Annotated in this window: 22 protein-coding genes; 9 read left to right on the top strand and 13 right to left on the bottom strand. The window is 58.3% G+C overall.

The genetic code is table 11. The annotated features are described in order from the left end of the window. Positions 1-11: 11 nt before the first annotated feature. Entirely contained in the window at positions 12-425 is a 414-nt protein-coding gene (locus tag AC1MEA_RS08330) for a flagellar basal body-associated protein FliL (protein WP_219062978.1), read from the bottom strand. Positions 426-567: 142 nt separating this feature from the next. Here AC1MEA_RS08330 and AC1MEA_RS08325 point away from each other — a divergent pair, with 142 nt between their 5' ends. Beyond that, positions 568-1,545, top strand: a complete 978-nt coding sequence (locus tag AC1MEA_RS08325; RefSeq protein WP_480917353.1) for an NADPH:quinone oxidoreductase family protein — start codon at positions 568-570, stop codon at positions 1,543-1,545. A 36-nt stretch (positions 1,546-1,581) separates the two neighbouring features. Here the strand turns inward: AC1MEA_RS08325 and AC1MEA_RS08320 are convergent, their stop codons facing one another. Beyond that, positions 1,582-2,253 carry a gamma-glutamylcyclotransferase gene (locus AC1MEA_RS08320; RefSeq protein WP_449634310.1) on the bottom strand — a complete coding sequence of 224 codons (672 nt, stop codon included), beginning with the start codon at positions 2,251-2,253 and terminating at the stop codon, positions 1,582-1,584. Between the two features lie 377 nt (positions 2,254-2,630). Here AC1MEA_RS08320 and AC1MEA_RS08315 point away from each other — a divergent pair, with 377 nt between their 5' ends. Beyond that, positions 2,631-3,119, top strand: coding sequence for a sn-glycerol-3-phosphate transporter (locus AC1MEA_RS08315; protein WP_480917350.1), 489 nt, complete (start codon positions 2,631-2,633; stop codon positions 3,117-3,119). 19 nt (positions 3,120-3,138) lie between these two features. Here AC1MEA_RS08315 and AC1MEA_RS08310 read toward each other — a convergent pair whose 3' ends face one another. The 4 genes from AC1MEA_RS08310 to trxA all read right to left on the bottom strand — a co-directional run bounded on the left by AC1MEA_RS08310 (position 3,139) and on the right by trxA (position 7,544). After that, positions 3,139-4,107, bottom strand: coding sequence for a CDP-6-deoxy-delta-3,4-glucoseen reductase (locus tag AC1MEA_RS08310; RefSeq protein WP_219062984.1), 969 nt, complete (start codon positions 4,105-4,107; stop codon positions 3,139-3,141). Beyond that, the gene (gene ubiD, locus AC1MEA_RS08305; RefSeq protein WP_219062986.1) at positions 4,107-5,573 is read right to left on the bottom strand and encodes a 4-hydroxy-3-polyprenylbenzoate decarboxylase; all 1,467 of its coding nucleotides are present in this window, start codon (positions 5,571-5,573) and stop codon (positions 4,107-4,109) included. Before ubiD ends, AC1MEA_RS08310 begins: the two co-directional genes overlap by 1 nt. A gap of 152 nt (positions 5,574-5,725) precedes the next feature. Then, complete coding sequence (rho, locus tag AC1MEA_RS08300) at positions 5,726-6,985, bottom strand: transcription termination factor Rho (RefSeq protein WP_219062987.1); 1,260 nt, start codon at positions 6,983-6,985, stop codon at positions 5,726-5,728. 229 nt (positions 6,986-7,214) lie between these two features. Beyond that, positions 7,215-7,544, bottom strand: a complete 330-nt coding sequence (gene trxA, locus AC1MEA_RS08295) for a thioredoxin TrxA (RefSeq protein ID WP_219062988.1) — start codon at positions 7,542-7,544, stop codon at positions 7,215-7,217. A 297-nt stretch (positions 7,545-7,841) separates the two neighbouring features. Between trxA and ppx the strand changes: the two genes are divergently transcribed. Next, complete coding sequence (ppx, locus tag AC1MEA_RS08290) at positions 7,842-9,344, top strand: exopolyphosphatase (RefSeq protein WP_480917347.1); 1,503 nt, start codon at positions 7,842-7,844, stop codon at positions 9,342-9,344. Here ppx and ppk1 read toward each other — a convergent pair. Continuing rightward, positions 9,331-11,544, bottom strand: a complete 2,214-nt coding sequence (ppk1, locus tag AC1MEA_RS08285; RefSeq protein WP_480917346.1) for a polyphosphate kinase 1 — start codon at positions 11,542-11,544, stop codon at positions 9,331-9,333. The genes ppx and ppk1 overlap by 14 nt on opposite strands. Positions 11,545-11,562: 18 nt before the next feature. Continuing rightward, complete coding sequence (gene hemB, locus AC1MEA_RS08280; RefSeq protein ID WP_480917344.1) at positions 11,563-12,573, bottom strand: porphobilinogen synthase; 1,011 nt, start codon at positions 12,571-12,573, stop codon at positions 11,563-11,565. Positions 12,574-12,780: 207 nt separating this feature from the next. Between hemB and AC1MEA_RS08275 the strand changes: the two genes are divergently transcribed. Beyond that, a complete protein-coding gene (locus AC1MEA_RS08275) occupies positions 12,781-13,401 on the top strand; it encodes a DedA family protein (RefSeq protein WP_480917342.1) in 621 nt (206 codons plus the stop codon). On the opposite strand, the gene AC1MEA_RS08270 is transcribed toward AC1MEA_RS08275, so the two are convergent. Next, the gene (locus tag AC1MEA_RS08270) at positions 13,379-14,617 is read right to left on the bottom strand and encodes a sterol desaturase family protein (protein ID WP_480917340.1); all 1,239 of its coding nucleotides are present in this window, start codon (positions 14,615-14,617) and stop codon (positions 13,379-13,381) included. The two genes, AC1MEA_RS08275 and AC1MEA_RS08270, sit on opposite strands and share 23 nt — an antisense overlap. A gap of 172 nt (positions 14,618-14,789) precedes the next feature. Here AC1MEA_RS08270 and elbB point away from each other — a divergent pair, with 172 nt between their 5' ends. Further along, positions 14,790-15,458, top strand: a complete 669-nt coding sequence (gene elbB / locus AC1MEA_RS08265) for an isoprenoid biosynthesis glyoxalase ElbB (protein WP_449634305.1) — start codon at positions 14,790-14,792, stop codon at positions 15,456-15,458. 24 nt (positions 15,459-15,482) lie between these two features. Here elbB and AC1MEA_RS08260 read toward each other — a convergent pair whose 3' ends face one another. Both AC1MEA_RS08260 and AC1MEA_RS08255 read right to left on the bottom strand, forming a co-directional pair. After that, on the bottom strand, positions 15,483-15,941 hold the full coding sequence (locus tag AC1MEA_RS08260) for a YaiI/YqxD family protein (RefSeq protein ID WP_449634304.1): 459 nt from the start codon (positions 15,939-15,941) through the stop codon (positions 15,483-15,485). Positions 15,942-15,950: 9 nt separating this feature from the next. Continuing rightward, positions 15,951-17,846: an FTR1 family protein gene (locus AC1MEA_RS08255; protein WP_480917338.1), complete on the bottom strand. Its 1,896-nt coding sequence runs from the start codon at positions 17,844-17,846 to the stop codon at positions 15,951-15,953. 326 nt (positions 17,847-18,172) lie between these two features. Here AC1MEA_RS08255 and AC1MEA_RS08250 point away from each other — a divergent pair, with 326 nt between their 5' ends. From AC1MEA_RS08250 to AC1MEA_RS08235, 4 genes are all read left to right on the top strand, one after another. Continuing rightward, complete coding sequence (locus AC1MEA_RS08250; protein WP_480917336.1) at positions 18,173-19,570, top strand: COG3014 family protein; 1,398 nt, start codon at positions 18,173-18,175, stop codon at positions 19,568-19,570. Between the two features lie 13 nt (positions 19,571-19,583). Continuing rightward, the gene (locus AC1MEA_RS08245) at positions 19,584-19,955 is read left to right on the top strand and encodes a YcfL family putative periplasmic lipoprotein (RefSeq protein WP_480917334.1); all 372 of its coding nucleotides are present in this window, start codon (positions 19,584-19,586) and stop codon (positions 19,953-19,955) included. A gap of 80 nt (positions 19,956-20,035) precedes the next feature. Beyond that, entirely contained in the window at positions 20,036-20,626 is a 591-nt protein-coding gene (gene lpoB / locus AC1MEA_RS08240; protein WP_480917332.1) for a penicillin-binding protein activator LpoB, read from the top strand. 3 nt (positions 20,627-20,629) lie between these two features. Then, the gene (locus AC1MEA_RS08235; RefSeq protein ID WP_480917330.1) at positions 20,630-21,379 is read left to right on the top strand and encodes a penicillin-binding protein activator LpoB; all 750 of its coding nucleotides are present in this window, start codon (positions 20,630-20,632) and stop codon (positions 21,377-21,379) included. A gap of 139 nt (positions 21,380-21,518) precedes the next feature. On the opposite strand, the gene AC1MEA_RS08230 is transcribed toward AC1MEA_RS08235, so the two are convergent. Both AC1MEA_RS08230 and AC1MEA_RS08225 read right to left on the bottom strand, forming a co-directional pair. After that, the gene (locus AC1MEA_RS08230; protein WP_219062999.1) at positions 21,519-22,151 is read right to left on the bottom strand and encodes a LysE family transporter; all 633 of its coding nucleotides are present in this window, start codon (positions 22,149-22,151) and stop codon (positions 21,519-21,521) included. A 110-nt stretch (positions 22,152-22,261) separates the two neighbouring features. Beyond that, entirely contained in the window at positions 22,262-24,172 is a 1,911-nt protein-coding gene (locus AC1MEA_RS08225) for an ATP-binding cassette domain-containing protein (protein WP_219063000.1), read from the bottom strand. Positions 24,173-24,206 lie beyond the last annotated feature (34 nt).

The following is a 24,206-nucleotide window of genomic DNA, read 5'->3' as shown; positions in this document are numbered from 1 at the left end:
GACGGGCGCGGTTACTGGATGATCAGGTTGTTGAAGAGCAAGTCCTCGACAATCGGCTTACCTTCTTCATCATTCATAATCTGCTGGGTCTGCTTGAGCGCTTCCTGACGCAGCTTCTCCTTGGCCTCGACGTTGCTCATGGTCTCAACCGTTTGCTGGGAGAACAACGCGACCAGCTGATTACGAATCAGCGGTTCGTTGCGCTTCACCGCCTTCTCGGCATCACCGCCAGTAACCCGCAGCGCGATATCGGCCTTATAGACCCGCAGCTTCGGCCCGCCATCCAGGGCGTAGTTACCGACAAACGCAGGCGTCAGCGTGACATAAGCCACTTTCGTGGCATCACCCTCTTTACCCTCCTTGCCTCCTTCGGATGCCGCCACGGGCAATGACAACGCCAACAACATGATGATCCACGCTTTCACAGTTCACTCCTTATCCGATTTGCTGCGTAGCTTACTTCAGCTTGAGCCCGCTTATGCCTGCTTATCAGGCCGGGGCATGCTGATTGACCCACAAACCCACCTATCTACACTTATCGGCTATAACTCTAAAAGGAATAGCCCGATGAAAGCCGTGCTGTGCAAAGCCTTCGGCCCCGCCGAAACGCTGGTACTGGAAGAAGTCCCCAGCCCTGAAGCGAAGAAAAACGAAATCGTCATGGACGTGCATGCTGCCGGGGTAAATTTTCCGGACACGCTGATCATCGAGGGCAAATACCAGTTCAAGCCGCCCTTCCCCTTCTCTCCGGGCGGCGAATCGGCAGGCGTGATTTCGGCGGTTGGTGAAAAAGTCAGCCATCTTAAAGTCGGCGACCGGATCATGGCCCTGACCGGCTGGGGCAGCTTCGCCGAACACGTCGCAGTGCCCGCCTACAACGTACTGCCCATGCCTGAAGCGATGGACTTCACCACCGCAGCCGCGTTCAGCATGACCTACGGCACCTCGATGCACGCGTTGAAACAACGCGCCAATCTCCAACCCGGCGAAACCCTGCTGGTGCTTGGCGCCTCAGGCGGCGTAGGCCTCGCGGCCGTCGAAATCGGCAAAGCCATGGGCGCCAGAGTCATTGCCGCCGCCAGCAGCGCAGACAAACTCGCCGTGGCCAAAGCCGCCGGTGCCGATGAGTTGATCAACTACAGCGAAACCAACCTCAAAGACGAAATCAAACGCCTCACCAACGGCTTGGGCGCCGACGTCATCTACGACCCGGTCGGCGGCGACCTGTTCGATCAAGCCATCCGCGCCATCGCCTGGAACGGCCGGTTACTGGTGGTGGGGTTTGCCAGTGGACGGATTCCAGAATTGCCGGTGAACCTGGCGTTGCTCAAAGGTGCTTCGGTGGTTGGGGTGTTCTGGGGTTCTTTTGCGCAGCGACAACCGCAGGACAATGCAGCCAACTTCCAGCAGTTGTTTAGCTGGTATGCGGAAGGGAAGTTGAAACCCCTGGTGTCTCAGGTCTATCCGTTGGAAAAAGCGGCGGATGCAATTAATGCGCTGGGACAGCGGAAGGCTGTTGGCAAGGTGGTGGTGCGGGTTCGTTAGTACCCAATCTATGAGAGCTGACGTGTCCGTGTGGCGTCAAACACAAGACGCTGACTGACACCGTTTCAGCCGCGCCTCCAGGTTCAGATCCGGCATGGCGTGGCTGCGCAGGGCGCTGACGGTTTGTTCGACGTAGTCGCGGGTGGTGCCGGAGCGGCCGCAGGCGGTGGCGAGCACTTGGCTCAGGACCGCGTCGGGCAGGTTGCCGGCGTAGCTGGGGAGGTGACGCTCCAGCACAAAACCCAATGCACGGACCCGGGTGCCATCTTCGAGGCGGCAGCTGAGCCAATGGGGTCGATAGGATGGATAAGGCATTTCGCGCTGCCAAAGCGCCAATAACGACTCTTGCAGGCAGTCTTCGGGCAGGCGATAGGCAAACCCGCTGCACGAGCCGCCGCGATCCAGGCCAAATACCAAGCCGGGAAGTTCGGGTGTGCCACGATGCTCGTGGGACCACAGGTACAAGCCACGATGATAACCGTGCACCCGACCGCGCTGCCGCTCCACGGCGGAGCATTCGGGGCGCCAGATCAAGGAGCCGTAGGCGAACAACCAGACAGGGCCACCCTGATGCTGCTTCATGGTGGTGTGCATTGAGCTCATCAGCTGTTCGAGGGTCAATTGCGGCCCCAGATCAATCACTGGTGGGTAACCGAGTTCCAGGCCGGCATTCGCAGCCGTCATCAAACTATTGAATTCATTCCCCATTTGCTTCCCCCCTGGCCCTGCTACTGCCAGTTGTACCCGACCTTTACGCCGCAGAACATCCCCGCTGCCATCTGATGAGGAAACGCATCGACAACAACTTCGCCATCAGACGCTTTAGTATCAGACTGTGTCGGAGGCTTGCCCGTCACGTTGCAGCGCCAACACGCCTGAAAATATCATGCAATAAATAATCCACCGCCCCCGGCCCGCCTGCCTGAACCCACTCAAACGAACAGGCAAAAAACCTGCTCGCGACTCCCTCGGAGGAAAAAACAGGAACTTCCTATTCAAATCATGGACAATTTACCCTTTCAACCTATATGACACCCGCGTATAAAGCCGCTCCATGGCAATACCGGCTGAGAGAGTTAGCAATAATGAGTACATCAGGAAAAAGCACGGTCTTGGCCGCGCTTTTGTTAGTTTCGGCGACTTGCACGCAGGCTGCGGAAGAGTCGCAAGATAAAAAAGACAGCTTCTGGCTTGTTCAGGCCAGCGTCTACACCCGCCACTTTTCCTCCGACTCCGATCACAATGACCATCAACATCTGATAGGTCTGGAGCGCAACGAGGCCTCAGGTCTGGTCTATGGGGCGGCGAGCTTTCGCAACTCGTTTGAACAGGACTCTGCCTATGCGTATATCGGCAAACGCTATGAAAGCGCCGACTACCCGGTCTATGTGAAGATCACGGGCGGGCTGATTTACGGCTACCGCGGCGAATACCGCGACAAAATCCCTCTGAATCGCTTTGGCATCGCGCCAGCGATCATCCCGTCGGTGGGCGTCCACTTCGGCCCCGTCACGACCGAACTGGTTCTGCTGGGGACCTCGGCGACCATGGTCAACGTCGGCGTACGCTTCTAAAGCCTGCGCACAGACTCGCTTACGCCCTTGGGGCGTAGGCGAAGACATCGGCACGCATCTGATGCGCATCCATGCCCGCGGACACCAGGGCGTCGAGGGTGGCGTAGATCATAGCCGGGGAGCCGCTGCCATAAACGTATACCGACGACAAATCGCTGATGTCTTCGCACACGGCTTCATGGAGCATGCCGCAACGACCTTCCCAACCGCACAAATCACTGACCACTTTATGCAGGTGCAGGTTAGGTAATTGTTTCCACTCGTTCCAATGGGGCAGCTCGTAGAAATCTTCCGGGCGCCGCACGCCCCAGTACAGGTGCACCGGGTGCTTGAAACCCTTGGCGCGGCAATGCTCGATCAGGCTGTGCATCTGCGCCATGCCCGTACCCGCGGCAATCAGCACCAGCGGACCTTCGGGTAGTTCAGCGAGATGAGTATCGCCGTAGGGCATTTCGATGTGCACGATGCGATTGCGCTGCAATTGTTCGATCAGGCTCTGGGCGCTGGCTTCGCGCACCAGCACATGCAGCTCCAGATCGCGCCCGCTATGGGGAGCCGAGGCCATGGAAAAGGCTGATTTCTCGCCATTTTCGCGCTCGATCATCAGGTACTGTCCGGCGTGATAGCGCGGCGGCTTGCCAGCGGGAGCTCTCAGGCCGACCCGCCACACATCGCCACCGACTTCGACGCACTCACTTACCTGACAGGCCAGTTTGCGCACCGGCAGTTCTCCGCGCGCCAGCACCCCGTCCCACATCACGATGCAGTCTTCCAGGGGCTCGGCCAGACAGGTGTAGATCTCGCCATGATTCAGCGTTACCCCTGCCTGCAGCACGCGGCCTTCTACCAACAACGCGGCACAAATATGGCAGTTACCATTCCGGCAGCTTTGTGGGCATTCATAGCCAAGACGTGTCGCGGCGTCGAGTATCCCTTCGCCGGGCAACATCTCCAGTACCGCACCAGACGGCTGCAAGGTTACGCGCATCAATCTATTCCTAACTCATTCCAGATATCGTCGATCCGGCGTGTCACCGCCTCATCTTTGACGATAACCCGACCCCACTCTCGCGTGGTCTCTCCCGGCCATTTATGGGTTGCATCCAGGCCCATCTTCGACCCCAACCCAGACACCGGCGACGCGAAGTCGAGATAGTCGATGGGCGTGTTATCAATCATCACGGTGTCACGCTTGGGGTCCATGCGCGTGGTGATGGCCCAGACCACGTCGTTCCAGTCACGGGCATTGATGTCGTCATCCGTGACGATAACGAATTTGGTGTACATGAACTGTCGCAGGAACGACCAAACCCCCAGCATTACGCGCTTGGCGTGGCCGGGGTACTGTTTCTTCATGGTCACGATGGCCATGCGGTACGAGCAGCCTTCAGGCGGCAGGTAGAAGTCAGTGATCTCCGGGAACTGCTTTTGCAGAATCGGCACGAAGACTTCGTTCAACGCTACACCGAGAATCGCCGGTTCATCAGGCGGCCGCCCGGTGTAGGTGCTGTGATAGATCGGTTTTATCCGATGGGTAATGCGCTGGACGGTGAACACCGGGAAGCTGTCGACTTCGTTGTAGTAACCGGTGTGGTCGCCGTAAGGACCTTCATCGGCCATTTCGCCGGGATGGATCACACCTTCCAGGACGATTTCCGCACTGGCAGGCACTTGCAGGTCGTTACCTCGGCACTTGATCAGCTCGGTGCGATTACCCCGCAGCAGACCGGCAAAGGCGTATTCAGACAAGCTGTCAGGCACCGGCGTGACGGCACCGAGAATGGTCGCGGGGTCTGCACCCAGCGCCACAGCTACCGGGAATGGCTGGCCAGGGTGTTTATCGCACCACTCCTTGAAGTCCAGTGCGCCACCACGGTGGCTGAGCCAGCGCATGATGACTTTGTTACGCCCAATCACTTGCTGACGGTAGATACCGAGATTTTGCCGGTCCTTGTTCGGACCCTTGGTAACCGTCAGCCCCCACGTGATCAACGGACCGACATCGCCTGGCCAGCAGGTTTGCACCGGCAACATGCCGAGATCGACATCATCACCTTCGATAACCACTTCCTGACACGGTGCGTCTTTGACGACTTTAGGTGCCATGGCAATGATTTTTCGGAAGATCGGCAGCTTCGACCAAGCGTCTTTCAGGCCTTTAGGCGGCTCGGGTTCCTTGAGGAACGCCAACAGTTTGCCGATTTCGCGCAGCTCGCTGACCGCTTCGGCGCCCATGCCCATCGCCACGCGCTGAGGCGTGCCGAACAGGTTGCCGAGCACCGGAATGTCATAACCGATGGGCTTTTCGAAGAGCAGAGCCGGACCTTTGTTGCGCAGGGTCCGGTCGCAAATTTCAGTCATCTCAAGCACCGGCGAGACAGGCACCTGAATGCGTTTCAACTCTCCGCGCTGCTCCAGCTGCTGCACGAAATCCCGCAGATCCTTGAATTTCATTAACCAGGCCATTCATCAAATAGACGCACATCCTACCTGCTCTGAAGGTTGGCGGCAGCTCATCAACGCGCAATAGCCGTGCTTAACGGGGATTTTCAGCTAAAAAAAATGGTGCCCCGAGGGACACCATTCTTTTCACACGGTCCGACCTGTTATTTACGCTTCATCGACAGGAAGAACTCGTCGTTGGTCTTGGTCTGCTTCAGCTTATCGATCAGGAACTCGATAGCAGCGACTTCGTCCATCGGGTGCAGCAGTTTGCGCAGAATCCACATCCGTTGCAGCTCGTCATCAGCGGTCAGCAACTCTTCGCGGCGGGTACCGGAACGGTTGATGTTGATCGCCGGGAACACACGCTTTTCAGCGATCTTGCGATCCAGAGGCAGTTCCATGTTGCCCGTGCCTTTGAATTCTTCGTAGATCACTTCATCCATCTTCGAGCCGGTTTCAACCAGCGCGGTGGCGATGATGGTCAGCGAGCCGCCTTCTTCGATGTTCCGTGCAGCACCGAAGAAACGTTTCGGTTTCTCCAGGGCGTGAGCATCGACACCACCGGTGAGCACTTTGCCGGAGCTTGGAATCACGGTGTTGTAGGCGCGAGCCAGACGGGTAATCGAGTCCAGCAGGATGACCACATCCTTTTTGTGCTCGACCAGACGCTTGGCCTTCTCGATCACCATTTCGGCGACCTGGACGTGCCGGGTTGGCGGCTCGTCGAATGTCGAGGCAACCACTTCGCCGCGCACGGTGCGCTGCATTTCGGTCACTTCTTCCGGACGCTCATCGATCAGCAGAACGATCAGATGCACTTCCGGGTTGTTACGTGTGATGTTCGCCGCGATGTTCTGCAGCATGATGGTCTTGCCAGCCTTTGGCGGCGCAACGATCAGACCACGCTGACCTTTACCGATCGGGGCGCAAAGATCGATCACCCGGCCAGTCAGGTCTTCAGTGGAACCGTTGCCGATTTCCATCTTCATGCGAACAGTCGGGAACAACGGCGTCAGGTTTTCGAAAAGAATCTTGTTCTTCGCGTTTTCCGGACGGTCGTAGTTGATCGTGTCGACCTTGAGCAGCGCGAAATAACGCTCGCCCTCTTTAGGCGGACGGATCTTGCCGACAATGGTGTCGCCAGTGCGCAGGTTGAAACGGCGGATCTGGCTGGGCGAGACGTAGATATCGTCTGGACCGGCAAGATAGGAAGCGTCTGCAGAGCGGAGAAATCCGAAGCCGTCCTGGAGAATCTCCAACACACCATCACCGGAAATTTCCTCGCCGCTTTTGGCGTGCTTTTTCAGCAGGGAGAAAATCACATCCTGCTTGCGCGAACGGGCCATATTTTCTATGCCCATCTGTTCGGCCATTTCGAGCAGATCGGTAATCGGCTTTTGCTTGAGTTCAGTCAGGTTCATATAGGAATGACGTAATCATGTATGGGAGGGGAAATTAAGCTTTTGGCTTAATGAGGCCGCGCCGCAGAGAAAGCGACAGGATCGCGTACTAATTCGAAAGGAGAGCGTCGGCGACGGCTAGCAGGGGACAACGGAGAAACCATTGCGGGGCCGAATGTAACACCTGACTTTCAGGGCGTCTAGTCCCGCACAATGAAAAAACCCCGCAATCTGCGGGGCTTTTGGTGTCTCAGATATTTGCGTCGAGAAACGCCATCAACTGCGACTTCGACAACGCGCCCACCTTGGTGGCCTCTACGTTGCCGTTCTTGAACAGCATCAATGTCGGGATACCGCGCACGCCATGCTTGGCTGGCGTTTCCTGATTTTCGTCGATGTTCAGCTTGGCGATGGTCAACTTACCCTTGTAAGTTTCGGCGATCTCATCCAGAACAGGGGCAATCATCTTGCAAGGGCCACACCACTCAGCCCAGTAATCAACAAGTACAGGACCGGCAGCCTGGAGGACATCGGCGTCGAAGCTGGCATCGCTGACGTGTTTGATAAGGTCGCTACTCATGGAAAGTCTCCGAGGTCGTAGGCTAAAAACGTCGCTCATCATAGCGGGACTGGCTGCGTTCAGGAAGTCAGGGTTGATTGAGTCTCACTATGGCGATGCATGAGCCGGGTTATGGCGATGAGCATCTCACCTCGATCGGGCTTTAATCCCTGCCCCCTCCCGCACGCACCTGAGCGGGCGGGGGAAGCGAATTTATTCGCAAATGGCCTGACGCGGGTGGCTTGACGCGACGCTTCGCGTTGGCGGCAGAGGTGGATCGTGGCACGATGGCCGGGTTATCGACCGAGATCATTGATCATGCTGCAGTCACCACCCAAGAATCTTTCCTTGATAGCCGCCATCGACCTGGGCTCAAACAGCTTTCATATGGTCGTGGCCAAAGCCAATCTTGGCGAAATCCGGATACTAGAGCGGCTGGGCGAGAAGGTTCAGCTGGCGGCCGGGATCACTGAAGAGCGCCTGCTCACTGAAGAATCCATGCAGCGCGGGCTCGATTGCCTCAAGCGCTTTGCCCAACTGATCAACGGCATGGAGCCTGGCTCGGTGCGGATCGTGGGCACCAATGCCTTGCGTGAAGCACGCAACCGCATCGAGTTCATCCGCCGCGCCGAAGAGATCCTTGGCCATCCGGTGGAAGTGATCTCCGGCCGCGAAGAAGCCCGCCTGATTTACCTTGGCGTGTCCCATACGCTGGCCGATACGCCCGGCAAACGCCTGGTGGCCGACATTGGTGGCGGCAGTACCGAATTCATCATCGGCCAACGCTTCGAACCGCTGCTGCGCGAAAGCCTGCAGATGGGCTGCGTCAGCTACACCCAGCGCTATTTCCGCGACGGCAAGATCACCCCGGCCCGTTATGCCCAGGCCTATACGGCGGCGCGTCTGGAAATCATGAGCATCGAACACGCGCTGCATCGCCTGAGCTGGGATGAAGCCATCGGTTCGTCCGGGACCATCCGCGCCATTGGCCTGGCACTCAAAGCCGGCGGACATGGCACGGGTGAAGTCAACGCCGAAGGGTTGTCCTGGCTCAAACGCAAGATGTTCAAGCTCGGTGACGTCGAGAAAATCGACTTTGAAGGCATCAAACCTGACCGTCGGGCGATTTTCCCGGCAGGCCTGGCGATTCTGGAGGCGATTTTCGATGCGCTGGAACTCAGCCGCATGGACCATTGCGAAGGCGCGCTACGTGAAGGTGTGCTCTACGACTTGATGGGCCGCTACCATCACGAAGACGTCCGCGAACGCACCCTCAGCTCGCTGATGGAGCGTTACCACGTTGACCTTGAACAGGCTGCCCGTGTCGAACGCAAAGCCCTGCACGCCCTTGAGCAGGTCGCTGTGGCCTGGAACCTGGAGGGCGATCTGTACAGCGAGCTGTTGAGCTGGGCCGCCAAGGTGCATGAAGTGGGGCTGGACATCGCTCACTATCACTACCACAAGCACGGCGCGTACCTGATCGAACACTCGGACCTGGCCGGCTTCTCCCGCGAAGATCAGCTCATGCTGGCCCTGCTGGTGCGTGGCCACCGCCGCAATATTCCCAAGGACAAGTTCGCCGACTTCGGCGATGAAGGCATCAAGCTGATTCGCCTGTGCGTGCTGCTGCGCTTTGCGATCCTGTTCCATCACATTCGTGGCACCCAAGAGATGCCGCAAGTGACCTTGCACGCGAACGGTCAGAACCTGGACGCGCTGTTTCCGGACAACTGGCTGGAAAACAACCAACTGACTCAGGCCGACTTCGCGCAGGAAGCGGAGTGGTTGGCCCGAGTCGGTATCGTCTTCAGCGTACGCTGAGGACCGGGTTGCTCAGGCGCTCAAGCAGAGTGGCCTGGGCGCTGCGCGGGTTCTGGTTGCCGGTTGGCGTGCTGCGGACGTAACGACCGTCCGAGTGCAGGATCCAGGCATGGGTGTTGTCGGTCAGGTAACTTTCCAGCTCCCTCTTGACCCGCAGGATCAACTTTTTGCCTTCCACGGGGAAGCAGGTCTCGACCCGTTTGTCGAGGTTGCGCTCCATCCAGTCAGCGCTGGACAGGTACATCTGCTCTTCGCCGCCATTGAGGAAGTAGAAGACCCGCGTGTGCTCCAGGAAACGACCGATGATCGAGCGCACATAGATGTTGTGCGAAACGCCGGCAATTCCCGGACGCAGGCAGCACATGCCCCGCACCACCAAATCGATACGCACGCCAGACTGACTGGCCTTGTACAACGCGCGAATGATCTTCGGATCAGTCAGTGAGTTGAACTTGGCGATGATGTGCGCCGGCTTGCCATCGAGCGCGAACTGCGTCTCGCGGGCGATCATGTCGAGCATGCCTTTTTTCAGGGTGAACGGCGCATGCAGCAGCTTCTTCATGCGCAACGTTTTACCCATACCGATCAACTGACTGAACAACTTGCCGACGTCCTCGCACAGGGCGTCATCGGAGGTCAGAAGGCTGTAGTCGGTATACAGGCGGGCATTGCCGGCGTGGTAGTTACCCGTCCCCAAGTGTGCGTAACGGACGATTTCACCGGCTTCACGGCGCAGGATCAGCATCATCTTGGCGTGGGTCTTGAAACCGACCACGCCGTAGATCACGACGGCACCGGCGGCTTGCAGACGGCTGGCCAGTTGCAGGTTGGACTCTTCATCGAAACGCGCACGCAATTCGATCACCACAGTGACTTCTTTGCCGTTACGCGCCGCATCGACCAGCGCATCGACGATTTCCGAGTTGGCGCCGCTGCGGTACAGGGTCTGCCGGACCGCCAGCACGTGCGGGTCTTTCGCTGCCTGACGCAGCAGGTCCACCACAGGCGTGAAGGACTCGAACGGGTGCAGCAGCAGAATGTCCTGCTTGCTGATCACGTTGAAAATGTTCTCGCTGTTCTGCAACAGCTTGGGGATCGCCGGGGTGAACGGTGTGTACTGAAGCTCAGGGTGGCTGTCCAGACTGGTGATGCTGAACAGACGCGTGAGGTTGACCGGACCGTTGACGCGATACAGCTCGGTGTCGCTCAGGTTGAACTGCTTGAGCAAGTAGTCGGACAGGTGTTTCGGGCACGTATCAGCGACTTCCAGGCGCACTGCATCGCCATAACGACGCGAGAACAGTTCGCCACGCAGGGCACGGGCCAAGTCTTCGACGTCTTCGGTATCGACCGCCAGGTCAGCGTTTCGGGTCAGGCGGAACTGGTAGCAGCCCTTGACCTTCATGCCCTGGAACAGGTCATCGGCGTGAGCGTGGATCATCGATGACAGGAATACATAATTGTCCCCTGCCCCGCCGATCTCTTCCGGAACCTTGATGACGCGCGGCAACAGACGCGGTGCCGGGATGATCGCCAGCCCGGAATCGCGACCAAAGGCATCAATGCCTTCCAGCTCGACGATAAAGTTCAGGCTTTTGTTCACCAGCAATGGAAACGGGTGCGTTGGGTCGAGCCCGATCGGGGTGATGATCGGCGCAATCTCGTCACGGAAATAGCGACGAACCCAAGCCTTGAGCTTCGCCGTCCAGTAACGACGACGAATGAAGCGAACCTGATGTTTTTCCAGCTCGGGCAACAGAATGTCGTTGAGGATCGCGTATTGGCGATCAACATGACCATGCACCAGCTCGCTGATCCGTGCCAGCGCCTGATGCGGCTGCAAACCGTCTGCGCCCGCCTGTTCGCGAGCGAAGGTGATCTGTTTCTTCAGGCCGGCCACACGAATTTCGAAGAACTCATCGAGGTTACTGGAGAAGATCAGCAGAAATTTCAGCCGCTCCAATAATGGATAAGACTCATCCAGCGCCTGTTCCAGCACCCGAATGTTGAACTGCAATTGCGACAGTTCGCGATGGATGTACAGGCTACTGTCGTCCAGGTTAGGGACGACGATGGCCTGCGCCACCGGTACGGGTAGCACTTCAGGGACGGGCAGCACTTCGATGCTTGGCTCAACCACCGGCTGAGCCTCCTGGACGGCGATCTGAACAGCTGCTTCGGTGAGTCCTTCGGTATTCATGGGTGTTCCTGATAGGGACTATTGCCCTTTTAACAGTTGAGCAGCACGAACGGCGAAATAAGTAAGAATGCCGTCAGCACCTGCACGTTTAAAAGCGGTGAGGGATTCAAGAATCACAGCCTCACTCAGCCAACCATTCTGGATCGCGGCCATGTGCATCGCGTATTCACCGCTGACCTGATAGACGAAGGTCGGTACTTTGAATTCGTCTTTGACCCGGTAAAGGATGTCCAGGTACGGCATACCCGGCTTGACCATCACCATATCAGCCCCTTCAGACAAGTCGGCCGCTACTTCGTGCAGCGCCTCGTTGCTGTTGGCCGGGTCCATTTGATAGGACGCCTTGTTGGCTTTACCCAGGTTCAGCGCCGACCCTACCGCATCGCGGAACGGCCCGTAGTAGGCGCTGGCATATTTCGCCGAGTACGCCATGATCCGCACATTCACGTGATCGGCAAGCTCGAGGGCTTCGCGGATCGCCTGAATGCGACCGTCCATCATGTCAGAAGGCGCAACCACTTGCGCGCCGGCAGCCGCATGGGACAGCGCTTGTTTTACCAGCGCATCGACGGTGATGTCATTCTGCACATAGCCCTCTGCGTCGAGGATGCCATCTTGACCGTGCGTGGTAAACGGATCGAGGGCAACGTCGGTGATCACACCCAACTCAGGGAAGCGAGCACGCAGCGCGCGAGTGGCTCGCTGAGCAATCCCCTCGGGGTTCCAGGCTTCAGCACCATCAAGGGATTTTTTCTCAGGCGCCGTCACCGGAAACAACGCCAACGCCGGAATGCCCAACGCCACCCACTGCTCCGCTTCCTGCAGCAACAAGTCGATGCTCAGACGCTCAACGCCCGGCATCGACGAAATCGTCTCACGACGGTTTTCACCATCGAGTACGAAAACCGGAAGGATCAGGTCGTCGACGGTCAGTACGTTTTCACGGACCAAGCGACGGGAAAAATCGTCACGACGATTGCGGCGCAAACGGGTAAGAGGAAACAAGCGGTTGGCGGGGGTAAAGCTCACGGCAAGACTCCATAGCCCGCGCAGGCGGGCAAGCGTGACAGTTATAAGCCACCATTATGACCAATGTATGACACCTATGCGCAACGTGCGACCGTAGGACGCAACCATTGTCTCTGTAGGAATTCTTCACGTCGAGACACATATCCACACTTTCCTGAATGTCTTCTAGGCGTTAGGCTGCGCGTTCATTTCGCCAGCATCCAGACAATGCTCCAACAATTTTTGCAGGACTTTGGCTACTTTGCCCTTTTCCTTGGAACCTTTTTTGAAGGTGAGACGATCCTTGTCCTCGCCGGCTTTCTTGCGTTCCGGGGTTACATGGATATCAACATGGTCGTGGTCGTGGCCTTCCTTGGAAGCTACGCCGGTGATCAGCTTTGGTATTTCCTGGGGCGTAAGCACGGCCGCAAGTTGCTGGCGCGCAAACCGCGCTGGCAGTTATTGGGTGACAAGGCCCTGGAGCAAATTCGCAAACACCCGGATATCTGGGTGCTGAGCTTTCGCTTCGTCTATGGGCTGCGTACCGTGATGCCGGTGGCGATTGGCCTGTCCGGCTATCCGCCTGGGCGCTACCTGCTGCTCAACGGCATAGGTGCGGGCGTCTGGGCGGCGGCACTGGGTGCGGCTGCCTATCACTTCGGCGCGTTGCTCGAAGGCCTGCTGGGCAACGTCAAAAAGTATGAGCTTTGGGTGCTGGGCGCCCTGCTATTGCTTGGCGCCGTTCTGTGGCTACGCAGACGAATCAAAGCCGCACGCATTGCCAAAGAGCTGGAAATGGCGTCCATCAAGGTCGCCACCGTTGACGTCAAGAGTCAGCCAAACGATTGAAATGCCCACGAGCGCAATACAGCCCCATTGCGCTCAGCAGCACGTAAGTCAGCAAGGTCAGCCAGCCCAGCGGACTCACTGTCCAAAGCCCCAGCGCCTGTGCAAGCCCCATTAACGGCAGGTTCAACACCAGACGGGCGCACTCCAGCCTGATCGCCCCAGGCCGGTTCTCCAGCGCCACGCCGAGCACAAACAAACCAACCGTGACCCAGACCCAGCCGAGCACCAGTGCTGGCGGGGCCAAGCTGTCGCCCATCCCCATCAGGTAGCTGCCCAGCGCGGCATGGATCGCGAACTGCATGGTGATGTAGACCTGCTGCGAACGGCTTAACGGCACCTCGAATTTACGAAACTGGCTCAGGTCTGTCTTGCCCAGCGGGTACTTGGCCGCGACATCCGCCGGGCGCCAGCCGGTGCGCATGAACCAGATCCGCAGCGCATCCCACAGGCTCTCGGTACGCCGTGCGTCGGCGGCCAGCTGGGCGTAAAACTGCACGTTTGCCCATAGTGGATTCCAGCTCGCCAGTGGCGTGGTGACACCGAAAATCACCGGGACACTGTCCAGCTCTTCCTGAAAAGAACCAAACAATCTGTCCCAGACAATGAACACTCCGCCGTAGTTGCGATCCATGTAAACAGGGTTCTGCGCATGGTGAACACGATGATTGGACGGCGTCACGAACACCCACTCGAACCCGCCCAGCTTGGGAATGTGGCGGGTATGCACCCAGAATTGATACAGCAGATTGAGCGCCGCGACGCTGATGAACACCAGCAATGGCACGCCCAGCACTGCCAGCGGTAGGTAGAAAATCCAGCTGAGCAGAAAGCCGGTGCTGGTCTGGCGCAGGGCCGTGGAGAGGTTGTATTCCTCGCTCTGGTGATGGACCGAGTGCGCCGCCCACAACACGTTGCGCTCGTGCCCCATGCGGTGCAGCCAGTAGTAACAGAAGTCATAGAGTACGAACGCAAACACCCACACCCAAGGGCTGTCGGGCGAAAGCTGCAGCAGCGACAGATGCTCAAGGGCAAACGCGTAAGTCAGCAAGCCGACGCCCTTGGTCAGCAAGCCGCTGGTGGTCGACAGCACGCCGGTGCTCAGGCTGTTGATCGAATCGGACAAACGATACGTATTAACCTTGCGCCAACGGTCAGCCAACAGCTCCACGGCAATCAGCACAAAGAAGAACGGCACGGCGTACAGAATCAAATTCATGGGGTTGCCACTCAGGAGGCCTATTACCAAAGATTAGGCCCGGATTGGCCAAAACCCTATGGCAGCGAATGACAAATTAGTGGACATTTAACGACATTCTTGTCACCGCATTTAAAGAAACGGCCAGCGTGCGAATCAGCCGATTCAGCGCCATGAACAGGAGCAAAACGCGATGCAAAAGAGAGTGGCAGTGATTCTTTCCGGCTGCGGCGTCCAGGACGGAGCGGAGATCCATGAGAGCGTTCTCACCCTGCTGCGCCTGGACCAGCGCGGCGTCGAGGTGCAATGTTTCGCCCCTGACATTGCGCAACACGATGTGATCAACCACCTGACCGGCGAAAAAATGCCCGAGTCGCGCAACGTCCTGATCGAGTCCGCACGCATTGCACGTGGCGCGATCAAGGATATTCGCGAGGCCAATGCAGAGGATTTTGATGCGCTGATCATGCCGGGTGGATTTGGCGTGGCAAAAAACCTGTCCAATTTCGCCTTCGAAGGCGTCCATTGCAGCCTGCAGCCTGAGCTTCTGACGCTGGCCGAAGCCTTTGCCGAGTCAGGAAAACCCATAGGGTTGATCTGCATTTCCCCCGCGCTGGCAGCGAAAATCTATGGGCCGGGCGTCACCTGCACCATCGGCAACGACCCTGACACCGCCAAGGCCATCTGCAAAATGGGCGGCAACCACACAGAGTGCGCAGTCGACGAGATTGTCGAGGACACCGCACGCAAACTGGTCAGCACCCCAGCGTACATGACCGCCCAGTCGATCAGCGAAGCGGCGGCCGGGATCAACAAACTGGTGGATCGGGTGATTGAGTTGACGCAGGAAAACGAAGATTAACGGTGAAAACCGCCCAATCCTGACTTAAGGGTATTCCCGCACCAGCCGCGTCAGAATCCGATCCAGGGCATTGGCGAACGCCTGTTTTTCGCGTTCGCCATGGGGCGCTTGCCCGCCGCCCATCTGGCCCTGATCACGCAGGTCAGTGAACAGGTTTCGCACCGCCAGACGATCACCCATGTTCTGCGGGTCAAACTCGCGGCCCCGAGGGTCGAGTGCCGCGACGCCTTTTTTGATCAGCCGATCCGCCAACGGCACATCGCTGCAAATCACCAGTTCGCCCGGCACTGCATGCTCGACCAGGTAATCATCCGCAGCGTCTGGGCCGCTGGGCACCACGATCAATTTGACACACGCGTACGGTGGCTTGACCTGGCTTTGCCCAGCCACCAGCAACACCTCGAAATGACGCTTCAAAGCGAACTTGATGACTTGGTCTTTAGCCGCCCGGGGGCAAGCATCGGCATCGATCCAGACGCGCATACAGTTTTCCTAGACCGCCGGAATGCGGCGTTTCTCAGCCAGACGGCTACGGCCATACAACACCGCAATCGCTAACAAGGCAACGGCCTGTGCAGACAGCGAATACGCGTCGGCATGAATGCCCAGCCAATCGAACTCGAAGAACGGCACCGGACGCGTGCCGAAGATGCCGGCTTCTTGCAACGCCTTGACGCCATGCCCGGCGAACACCACCGACAACCCGCACAGCAGTGCCGCGTTGATGCTGAAGAACAGCGCCAATGGCAGCTTAGCCGAACCGCGCAAAATCACCCACGCCAGACCGACCAACAACACAAGCGCTGTCGCGCCACCGGCCAGCACGGCGTTATGACCCGCAGGACCGGCCTGCAGCCACAGGGTTTCGTAGAACAGGATGACCTCGAACAACTCGCGATAGACCGAGAAGAAGGCAAGGATTGCGAAGCCAAAACGGCCACCACCGCCCACCAGGCTGCTCTTGATGTAATCCTGCCAGGCAGCGGCATGACGGCGGTCGTGCATCCACACCCCGAGCCACAGCACCATGACGCTGGCAAACAAGGCCGTGGCACCTTCAAGCAATTCACGCTGAGCGCCGCTGACATCAATCACATACGCGGCCACCGCCCACGTCGCGAGGCCGGCGAGCAGGGCCAGGCCCCAACCAATGTTGACGCTGCGTGCCGCCGACTCCTGGCCAGTGTTGCGCAGGAACGCCAGAATCGCCGCCAGCACCAGGATCGCTTCCAGGCCTTCGCGCAGCAGAATCAGCAGACCCGAGATATAGCTCAGCGACAGGCTCAAGCCATCGCTGCCGAGCAGATCCGCCGATTGTTTGAGCAGGGCTTTAGCTGCTTCCAGCTTCTGTGCTGCCTGCGCCACCGGCAGGCCATCCTGCAACGATTGACGGAAAGCCATCAGGGATTTTTCAGTGGCCTTGCGAACGTTGGGGTCGACGTTGTCCAGCGAGCTTTCAACCAGCTCAAACCCTTCCAGATAGGCCGCGACCGACAGGTCATACGCTTGCTCGTGATCGCCTGCACGGTACGCCGCCAGGCTCTTGTCCAACGTCATGCGGGTGTATTCGAGCAGTTGCCCGGGGCCACGTTGTGCTTGCGGCGGCTGTGCGCGCTGGGCACGGAAGGTCGCAGCGACCTCAACACCTTGAGCAGCACTCACCTCTGCCGGCGTTTGCCGGGCCAGATCGGCCAAATTGAATACCGTGCCTTTGGCCGTAGCGGGATCAGCCGTGAAACTGGCGATATAGGTCGCCACGTCCCAGCGCTGACGGTCGTCCAGTTGGTCGGCGAAAGCGGGCATGTCCGTGCCTTGAACACCCAGGCCCAGCGTGTTGTAAACGTCATACAGACTTAAGTGGTCGAGCCGGGCCTTGTTCCGCAGATTGGCGGGCGGCGGCGTCAAACCAATCCCGGCCGGGCCATCACCCGCCCCGGCGTCACCATGGCACACCGAACAATGCTGGGCGTACAGCGGCGCACCACGGACAGGATCGGGGGTGATTGCCGGGGCTTGGCTGACTTCATACGTCACCGCCAGTTTCGCCGCCAGCAGTCGAGCCTGGCGCGCTACAGCGGCGCCCTCCTGATGCTGACTCACGGCCTCGCGCAGGCTGACCACGCCCTGCTCCAGCTCAGTGCGCTCGGCACGGGCAGGCAAGGTGACGATCAAACCCTGCAAGACGGTCAGAAACTCCAACTGCTCGCGGTATTCAGATTCATCAATGACCTTTCCATCAGCAACGGTCGCGGGATAGTCCGCACCGATGTAACCCAGCATGTGTAACGCCTGAGCGGCGCCATCAACAGGGTCAGCCAGCAACTCGAGACTGCACAGGGCAAACACGGGCAGCATCAGCCAAGCCCAAAAACGGGAGGGGAAAGACATCAAGGAATCCCAAATAAGAATGCGTTGTATTACATTGTATCAATATTTCTCGTTCTCACGCAGCTACGTTTGGGATGGACGGTGTGACACCGCGCCGCAGAGGCCGCATTGCAGCACAGTGCACGAGGAGCCATGAACGTCACTCCGCTTGGGAATAACTCATGTAATGGCTCAAATTAATATCAAAACGCCATTGTTTAGCCATCTATCCGCCCTATAATCGCCGCGCCTCATGCACGGCAGACGCATGCTGCTTCGCCAAAAGGACTTGCCCGACCGGTGCTTGTTGCCCGGTTGCCGACTTTCAGGGATAGAGAGAACCCTTCATGTCATCTCGTGCATCAATCATTCTGGCGCTGGTTGCCGCTGTGCAATTGGCTGGCTGTGCCGCCTTCCGCAACTACGACACCGAACTTAAAGAAACCAGCCAACAAATGTCCACCGGCAACATTGACGGCGCGCTGGTGCTGCTGGAAAAGAACAACACGGGCAAAGACAAAGACCTGCTGTACTACTTTGAAAAGGGCGAGTTGCTCCGTTCCAAAGGCGATATCACAGGCAGCCAGACCGCGTGGCGAGCAGCCGATCATGTGGTGTCCACGTGGGAAGAGTCGGTCAAGTTCGACACTGATAAATACCTGAGTCAATTCGGCAGCTTTCTGGTCAATGACAAGGTTCGTCGTTATGAAGGTTATGACTACGAAAAGGTCATGCTGACCACGGAGATGGCTCTTAACCTGCTGGCCCAGAACGACTTCGAAGGGGCGCGCACCGAGATCAAGAAGACCCACGAACGTGAGGCCGTGATCGCAGAGTTGCGCGACAAGGAATACCTCAAGAGCGAGCAGGAAGCCCAAAACCGGGGCGTCAAAACCGAGTACAAAGACCTTAAAGGTTACCCGGTAGAAAGCCTTGACGCCCCAGAAGTCGTCGGCCTGAAAAACAGCTATCAGAGTGCGTTCAGTCATTACCTTTCAGGTTTCGTATACGAAGCCTTGGGTGAACGTGGCTTGGCAGCGCCGGGCTATCGCAAGGCAGCAGAACTTCGTCCTAACACCCCCCTGCTCGATCAGGCGCTGCTGAGTCTGGATAACGCCGCCAGCACCAGCACCGACAGCGACGTACTCATCGTCGTGCAAAGCGGATTCGCCCCGGCCCGTGACTCGATCCGCATCCCGTTACCCCTGCCGATCAACAACAATCTGGTGATCACGCCGCTGTCATTCCCGGTGATCAAACCGGACACCTCGACCGCAGCGTTCACCCAGATCGGGCTCGATGGCCAGCCACTCAATCTGACCCTGTTGAGCAGTACCACAGATATGTCGCGCCGCGCCCTGCGTGACGACCTGCCTGGCATCATCCTGCGCACCTCTGTCCGTGCAATCACCCGTGGCGTCACGCAAGACCAGTTGAACAAAACGAACCCACTGGCCGGGCTGGCAGTAGGGATTGCCTCGGCAATTACCGAAGGCGCCGACACCCGCACCTGGCGCACCCTGCCCAACAGCACCCAAGTGCTCCGTCTGCGCCTGAAACAGGGCGAGCACCAACTGAGCCTGCCGTCGATTCAAGGTGGCCGTCAGGTGCAGATCAAGGTCGATCAGCGCTATCAGGTCGTTGCCGTACGCGTGATCGGCAATCAGGTGTATGCCAGCGGTCTTGCCTCATACGTAGTCCCTACGGATGTGCCGCAAGTCGTAGCCGCCATCAAACAACCTTAAGCGGAGACCGTGTATGCGAATCAAAATCCTCAGTCTGATGGCCTTGGCCCTGCTCGCCGGGTGCGCCGCCACCCCCGCGCCGGCACCCGGTAGCGCGGCCAGCAAAGTGGCGCCACTGGGCAGCCTGAAGCACACCGAAATCGGGCCTATGCGCGTCGCGCGCGAGAACGGTTTCCTGACCGTTAAAGCGGCGCTGAGCAACACCAGCGGCAGCAACCAAACGCTGTATTACCGCTTCGCCTGGCTCGGCAACGACGGTTTCCCCGTAGCAGATGAAGAAAGCTGGAAGAGCCTGACCCTGTACGGCGCGCAAACCAGCTATCTGACTGCCATCGCACCCGTCCCCAGGGCCACGGACTTCCGGATCGAAGTCAAAACGCCTTGAGTACTGGCACGCGTTGAACCCTGTTTCGCCCATTTAGCTTTTTCACTATTTAGCTTCGTTCATTTCAAGAGAGCCTTCAGATGCCGTTTGCACGCTTTTCACTGGTTGCCGTCATTGCCTTGCTGGTTGGCGGTTGCGCTTCTAATTCGCCCGTTCTGGGCGGAAAAAACATCAGCTACGGCGATACCAAGGCCGTCGAGCTGGTGACCAACGAATTCGGTTCCACCGACCTGCAAATGATCGCCGAAACCATGACGCGCTCGTTGGCCCAGTCCGGCATTCTCCAGGGTCGCCCGGTGGTGCAGGTCTACGACGTGAAGAACAAGACCAGCGAGTACATCGATACCCGCGAGATCACCACCTCGATCAAGACCCAGTTGATGAAGTCCGGCACCGCCCGCTTTGCCAGCGATAACACCGATCTCCAAAGCCAGGTCGATCAACTCAAGCTGCAGAATCAGAGCGGTTTGTACAAAAAATCGACTGTCAGCAAGACCGGCAACATGGTCGCCGCCAAATACCGCCTGGAAGGCTCCATCAGCTCGATCGTCAAGCGCAGCAGTGACGTGAAAGACGTTTTTTACAAATTCAGCCTGCAGCTGATCGACGTCGAAAGCGGCCTGGCTGAATGGATGGACGAGAAAGAAATTCGCAAAACCACGGAGCGTTAAGCAATGCGTGCATGGATTGGCATTCTCAGCCTGGTGTGCGCCTTGGGTGCCCAGGCTGCGCCGAAAATCGCGGTCACTGATCTGGCATTCCAGCAGCGAGTGGAGCAGTACATCCACACGGTTTCCGCGCAGAGTAATATCCAGGCAAGCGCCTATCAGGCCAGCGGTTCGGCGAGTTACAACGAATACGAAAGCCGTACCAGCTACATCGAACAGGGTGAGCTGCGTAAATTCAGTGGCGACATCAAGGGCGAGATTCTCAAATCCGGGATGTTCCAGCTGGTTCAGGGCTCGCCCTACACGGCCAAAGCCACTGAAGACGTGTATGACGTGTATGACGTGATCAAGCGAATCAAAAACGGTAACTTCAAGGGCGCTGATTTCGTGTTGTTCGGCACCGTGTCGGATATCGATTTCCGCCAAGACATGACCGCACTGGCCAACACCGACACTCACTCCGCAATTCTGGGCCTGACCCTGGTCGGCGATTTCAGTCTGATCAACACCCGGACTTTCGAGATCACCTCCGCGTTCACCGCGATGGGCGAAGGTCAGGACACCAAACTGGTCAATGGCAATGACCTGCACGTCACCCTCAATCGCGGGCGCGTGGTACGCGATGTGTCCAAATCGATTGGCGAAGATGTCACCCGGCAGTTGAAAGAACAGTTGGTGGGCTTCAGTGGCTACGGCGAACCTGCACTGCCGCGCAACAATTTACCAAGGGACGAAGCACCGACGATTTTGCGCTAAGGCAATACCCAGAGGCCATGTAGGAGATGCCGAAGGCTGCGATAAGGTCCGAAGGACCTTCATGAAGATCAAACACGACGTTCGGCCCCACGGCCGATCGCAAGCCTTCGGCAGCTCCTACCGTTGATTTGTGAAGGTTTTAAGCCGTACCGCGATGGATCGTGGCCAGAAATGCCGCTGCGCCGACGAACAATCCGGCAAAGGTCCGGTTCATCCGACGCTGCTGCTTCGGCGTGCGCAGCAGGCGCAGCACGCGCGAAGCCAGCCCGGTATAACCGGCCATCACCGTCAGATCGACCGCGACCATGGTGGCGCAGATGATCAGGTATTGGACGAGCAGCGGCTGATGCGGGTCGATGAATTGCGGGAGGATCGCCAGCATGAACACCAGCGCCTTGGGGTTGCTGATATTCACCAGAAAGCCACGCATGACCAGGCTCAAGGGCCGGCCAATCGGGCGTACGGCGGCGTCATCGGCCATGTCGCTGGGCAGCGCGCGCCATTGTTTGATGGCCAGATAGACCAGATAGAGCACGCCAAACCATTTGATCAGGCTGAAGGCCAGTGCGGACGTCGCAAGAACTGCACCCACGCCCGCCGCAACAATCGCAATCTGCAACACCAGCGCCAATTGCAGGCCCAGAACGTTCCAGTAACCGCGCCAGAAACCGTATTGCAACCCGCACGACATGGACGCGATAGCGCCAGCCCCTGGAGACAGGCTGATAACCCAGCAGGCGGCAAAAAATGCCAGCCACGTTTCAAGCAACATCACACACCTCAGGCAAGACCGGAATGCCTTCTAAGCTAATGTTTGCGCCGAAAAATGACTATTCATTTTTTAAGGCCTGCGGGCAAACGCCGAGCAGGCCCATGCGTTGATCAGGACAAGGCTTCCAGCTCGGCCTGCATACCTTCAAGCAGTTCGAGGGCTTCCATCCAGGCTTCTTCAAGCTCGGCTTCACGCACCTTCAGTTTGGCTTGATCAGCCAGCAGGTCGCGCAACTTGTCTTTGTTCGCCGCCTCGTAGTTCGCACTGTCGGCCAATCCGGCTTCGACCTTGGTCAGCTTTTCATGCAGCGTGCCGAGGTCGCGCTCAAGCTTGTCAGCCTCGCGCTTGTGCGGTGCCAGCTGTTGACGCAAAGCGGCGGCCTGTTGGCGCTGGGCTTTCTTGTCGGTTTTATCGGCATTGACCGGCGTGTTGCTGACCGGTGCATTGCGCAGACGATAATCCACCAGCCAGCGCGCGTAATCTTCCAGGTCGCCATCGAAGGTCTGTACCAGACCATCAGCCACCAACAAGAAATCGTCGGTGGTGCTTTTAAGCAGATGCCGATCGTGGGAAACCACCAATACCGCGCCACTGAATTCCTGGAGGGCCATGGTCAAGGCCAGGCGCATCTCCAGATCCAGGTGGTTGGTCGGTTCGTCGAGCAGCAACAGGTTTGGCTTGCCCCAGGCGATCAAGGCTAACGCCAGACGTGCTTTTTCGCCGCCGGAGAAATTCAGTACCGGCTCGTCCAGACGCGGACCACGGAAGTCGAAACCACCGAGGAAGTCGCGCAAGGTCTGTTCGCGCTCGGTCGGCGCAATACGTTGCAGGTGCAACAGCGGGCTGGCTTTGGAGTCGAGGGAGTCCAGCTGATGTTGAGCGAAGTAGCCAACGATCAGGTTTTCGCCACGCACCAATCGCCCGCTCAACGGCTCAAGCTCGCCTGCGAGGTTTTTGATCAGCGTCGATTTACCCGCCCCGTTAGGACCGAGCAAACCGATCCGCGCACCCGGCGTAAGCTGTAATTTGACCTTTTCCAGTACGGCCCTTTCGCCGTAGCCCAAACGCGCATCAGAAAGATCGAGCAGCGGGCTGGAAATTTTATCGGACTCACGGAAGGTAAAGTCGAACGGCGAATCGACATGCGCCGCCGACAACTCTTCCATACGCTCAAGGGCTTTGATCCGGCTTTGAGCCTGACGGGCCTTGGTCGCCTGAGCCTTGAAGCGCGCAATGAATTTCTCCATGTGCGCACGCTGTACCTGTTGCTTGTCGTAGGCCTGCTGTTGCTGGGCCAGACGCTCGGCACGGGCGCGCTCGAAGGCGCTGTAGCCCCCGCGATAGAGAATGATTTTTTTCTGTTCGACGTGAGCGATGTGATCCACCACCGCATCGAGGAAATCCCTGTCGTGGGAGATCAGCAGCAGGGTGCCGGTGTAGCTCTTAAGCCAGTCTTCGAGCCACAGAATGGCGTCGAGGTCCAAGTGGTTGGTCGGCTCATCGAGCAGCAACAGGTCCGACGGACACATCAGCGCTTGCGCAAGGTTCAGACGCATCCGCCAGCCACCGGAGAAATCTCCGACCTGACGTTCTGTCTGTTCATTGGTAAAGCCCAGCCCGGCAAGCAACTTTCGCGCTCGCGCATCGGCGGTGTAGCCGTCGGCACTGTCCAGCTCGGCATGCAAGCGCGCTTGCGCGGCGCCATCGTGCGCGGCTTCGGCGGCGGCCAGATCGCTCTGTACCTGGCGCAGGCGCAAGTCGCCATCCAGAACATAGTCCACGGCCAGGCGATCGAGTGTGTCGACCTCCTGGCGCATGTGGGCAATGCGCCAATCGGCAGGCACAAGGCAGTCGCCGCCGTCCGGGGTCAGTTCACCCCGCAACAAAGCGAACAGGCTCGATTTGCCGGCGCCATTGGCGCCGATCAGGCCGGCTTTATGGCCGGGGTGCAGGGTCAGCTCAGCGTCTTCTAGCAGACGCTGCGGGCCACGCTGTAAAGTCAGGTTTTGAAGTCGAATCATAATGGCGGCGGAGTCTACCAGCTTCGTCCGGAAC

This window comes from Pseudomonas sp. ASL8 (assembly GCF_056680355.1).
Note: the sequence above shows the minus strand (reverse complement) of the source record. Positions and strands in the feature narration are given on the sequence as shown.

What these genes read in the sequence shown, in the direction of transcription:
- AC1MEA_RS08270 (WP_480917340.1), bottom strand. Translation starts at nt 14,617, where the DNA reads ATGAATTTGATTCTGTACGCCGTGCCGTTCTTCTTTGTGCTGATTGCC.
- ubiD (WP_219062986.1), bottom strand. Translation starts at nt 5,573, where the DNA reads ATGAAATTCAAGGATCTGCGGGATTTCGTGCAGCAGCTGGAGCAGCGC.
- AC1MEA_RS08315 (WP_480917350.1), top strand. Translation starts at nt 2,631, where the DNA reads ATGAGTACATCAGGAAAAAGCACGGTCTTGGCCGCGCTTTTGTTAGTT.
- AC1MEA_RS08260 (WP_449634304.1), bottom strand. Translation starts at nt 15,941, where the DNA reads ATGCGCGTCTGGATCGATGCCGATGCTTGCCCCCGGGCGGCTAAAGAC.
- rho (WP_219062987.1), bottom strand. Translation starts at nt 6,985, where the DNA reads ATGAACCTGACTGAACTCAAGCAAAAGCCGATTACCGATCTGCTCGAA.
- ppx (WP_480917347.1), top strand. Translation starts at nt 7,842, where the DNA reads ATGCTGCAGTCACCACCCAAGAATCTTTCCTTGATAGCCGCCATCGAC.
- AC1MEA_RS08310 (WP_219062984.1), bottom strand. Translation starts at nt 4,107, where the DNA reads ATGCGCGTAACCTTGCAGCCGTCTGGTGCGGTACTGGAGATGTTGCCC.
- AC1MEA_RS08230 (WP_219062999.1), bottom strand. Translation starts at nt 22,151, where the DNA reads ATGTTGCTTGAAACGTGGCTGGCATTTTTTGCCGCCTGCTGGGTTATC.
- AC1MEA_RS08250 (WP_480917336.1), top strand. Translation starts at nt 18,173, where the DNA reads ATGTCATCTCGTGCATCAATCATTCTGGCGCTGGTTGCCGCTGTGCAA.
- ppk1 (WP_480917346.1), bottom strand. Translation starts at nt 11,544, where the DNA reads ATGAATACCGAAGGACTCACCGAAGCAGCTGTTCAGATCGCCGTCCAG.
- AC1MEA_RS08275 (WP_480917342.1), top strand. Translation starts at nt 12,781, where the DNA reads ATGCTCCAACAATTTTTGCAGGACTTTGGCTACTTTGCCCTTTTCCTT.
- AC1MEA_RS08245 (WP_480917334.1), top strand. Translation starts at nt 19,584, where the DNA reads ATGCGAATCAAAATCCTCAGTCTGATGGCCTTGGCCCTGCTCGCCGGG.
- elbB (WP_449634305.1), top strand. Translation starts at nt 14,790, where the DNA reads ATGCAAAAGAGAGTGGCAGTGATTCTTTCCGGCTGCGGCGTCCAGGAC.
- AC1MEA_RS08325 (WP_480917353.1), top strand. Translation starts at nt 568, where the DNA reads ATGAAAGCCGTGCTGTGCAAAGCCTTCGGCCCCGCCGAAACGCTGGTA.
- AC1MEA_RS08235 (WP_480917330.1), top strand. Translation starts at nt 20,630, where the DNA reads ATGCGTGCATGGATTGGCATTCTCAGCCTGGTGTGCGCCTTGGGTGCC.
- AC1MEA_RS08320 (WP_449634310.1), bottom strand. Translation starts at nt 2,253, where the DNA reads ATGGGGAATGAATTCAATAGTTTGATGACGGCTGCGAATGCCGGCCTG.
- AC1MEA_RS08255 (WP_480917338.1), bottom strand. Translation starts at nt 17,846, where the DNA reads ATGTCTTTCCCCTCCCGTTTTTGGGCTTGGCTGATGCTGCCCGTGTTT.
- lpoB (WP_480917332.1), top strand. Translation starts at nt 20,036, where the DNA reads ATGCCGTTTGCACGCTTTTCACTGGTTGCCGTCATTGCCTTGCTGGTT.
- trxA (WP_219062988.1), bottom strand. Translation starts at nt 7,544, where the DNA reads ATGAGTAGCGACCTTATCAAACACGTCAGCGATGCCAGCTTCGACGCC.
- AC1MEA_RS08225 (WP_219063000.1), bottom strand. Translation starts at nt 24,172, where the DNA reads ATGATTCGACTTCAAAACCTGACTTTACAGCGTGGCCCGCAGCGTCTG.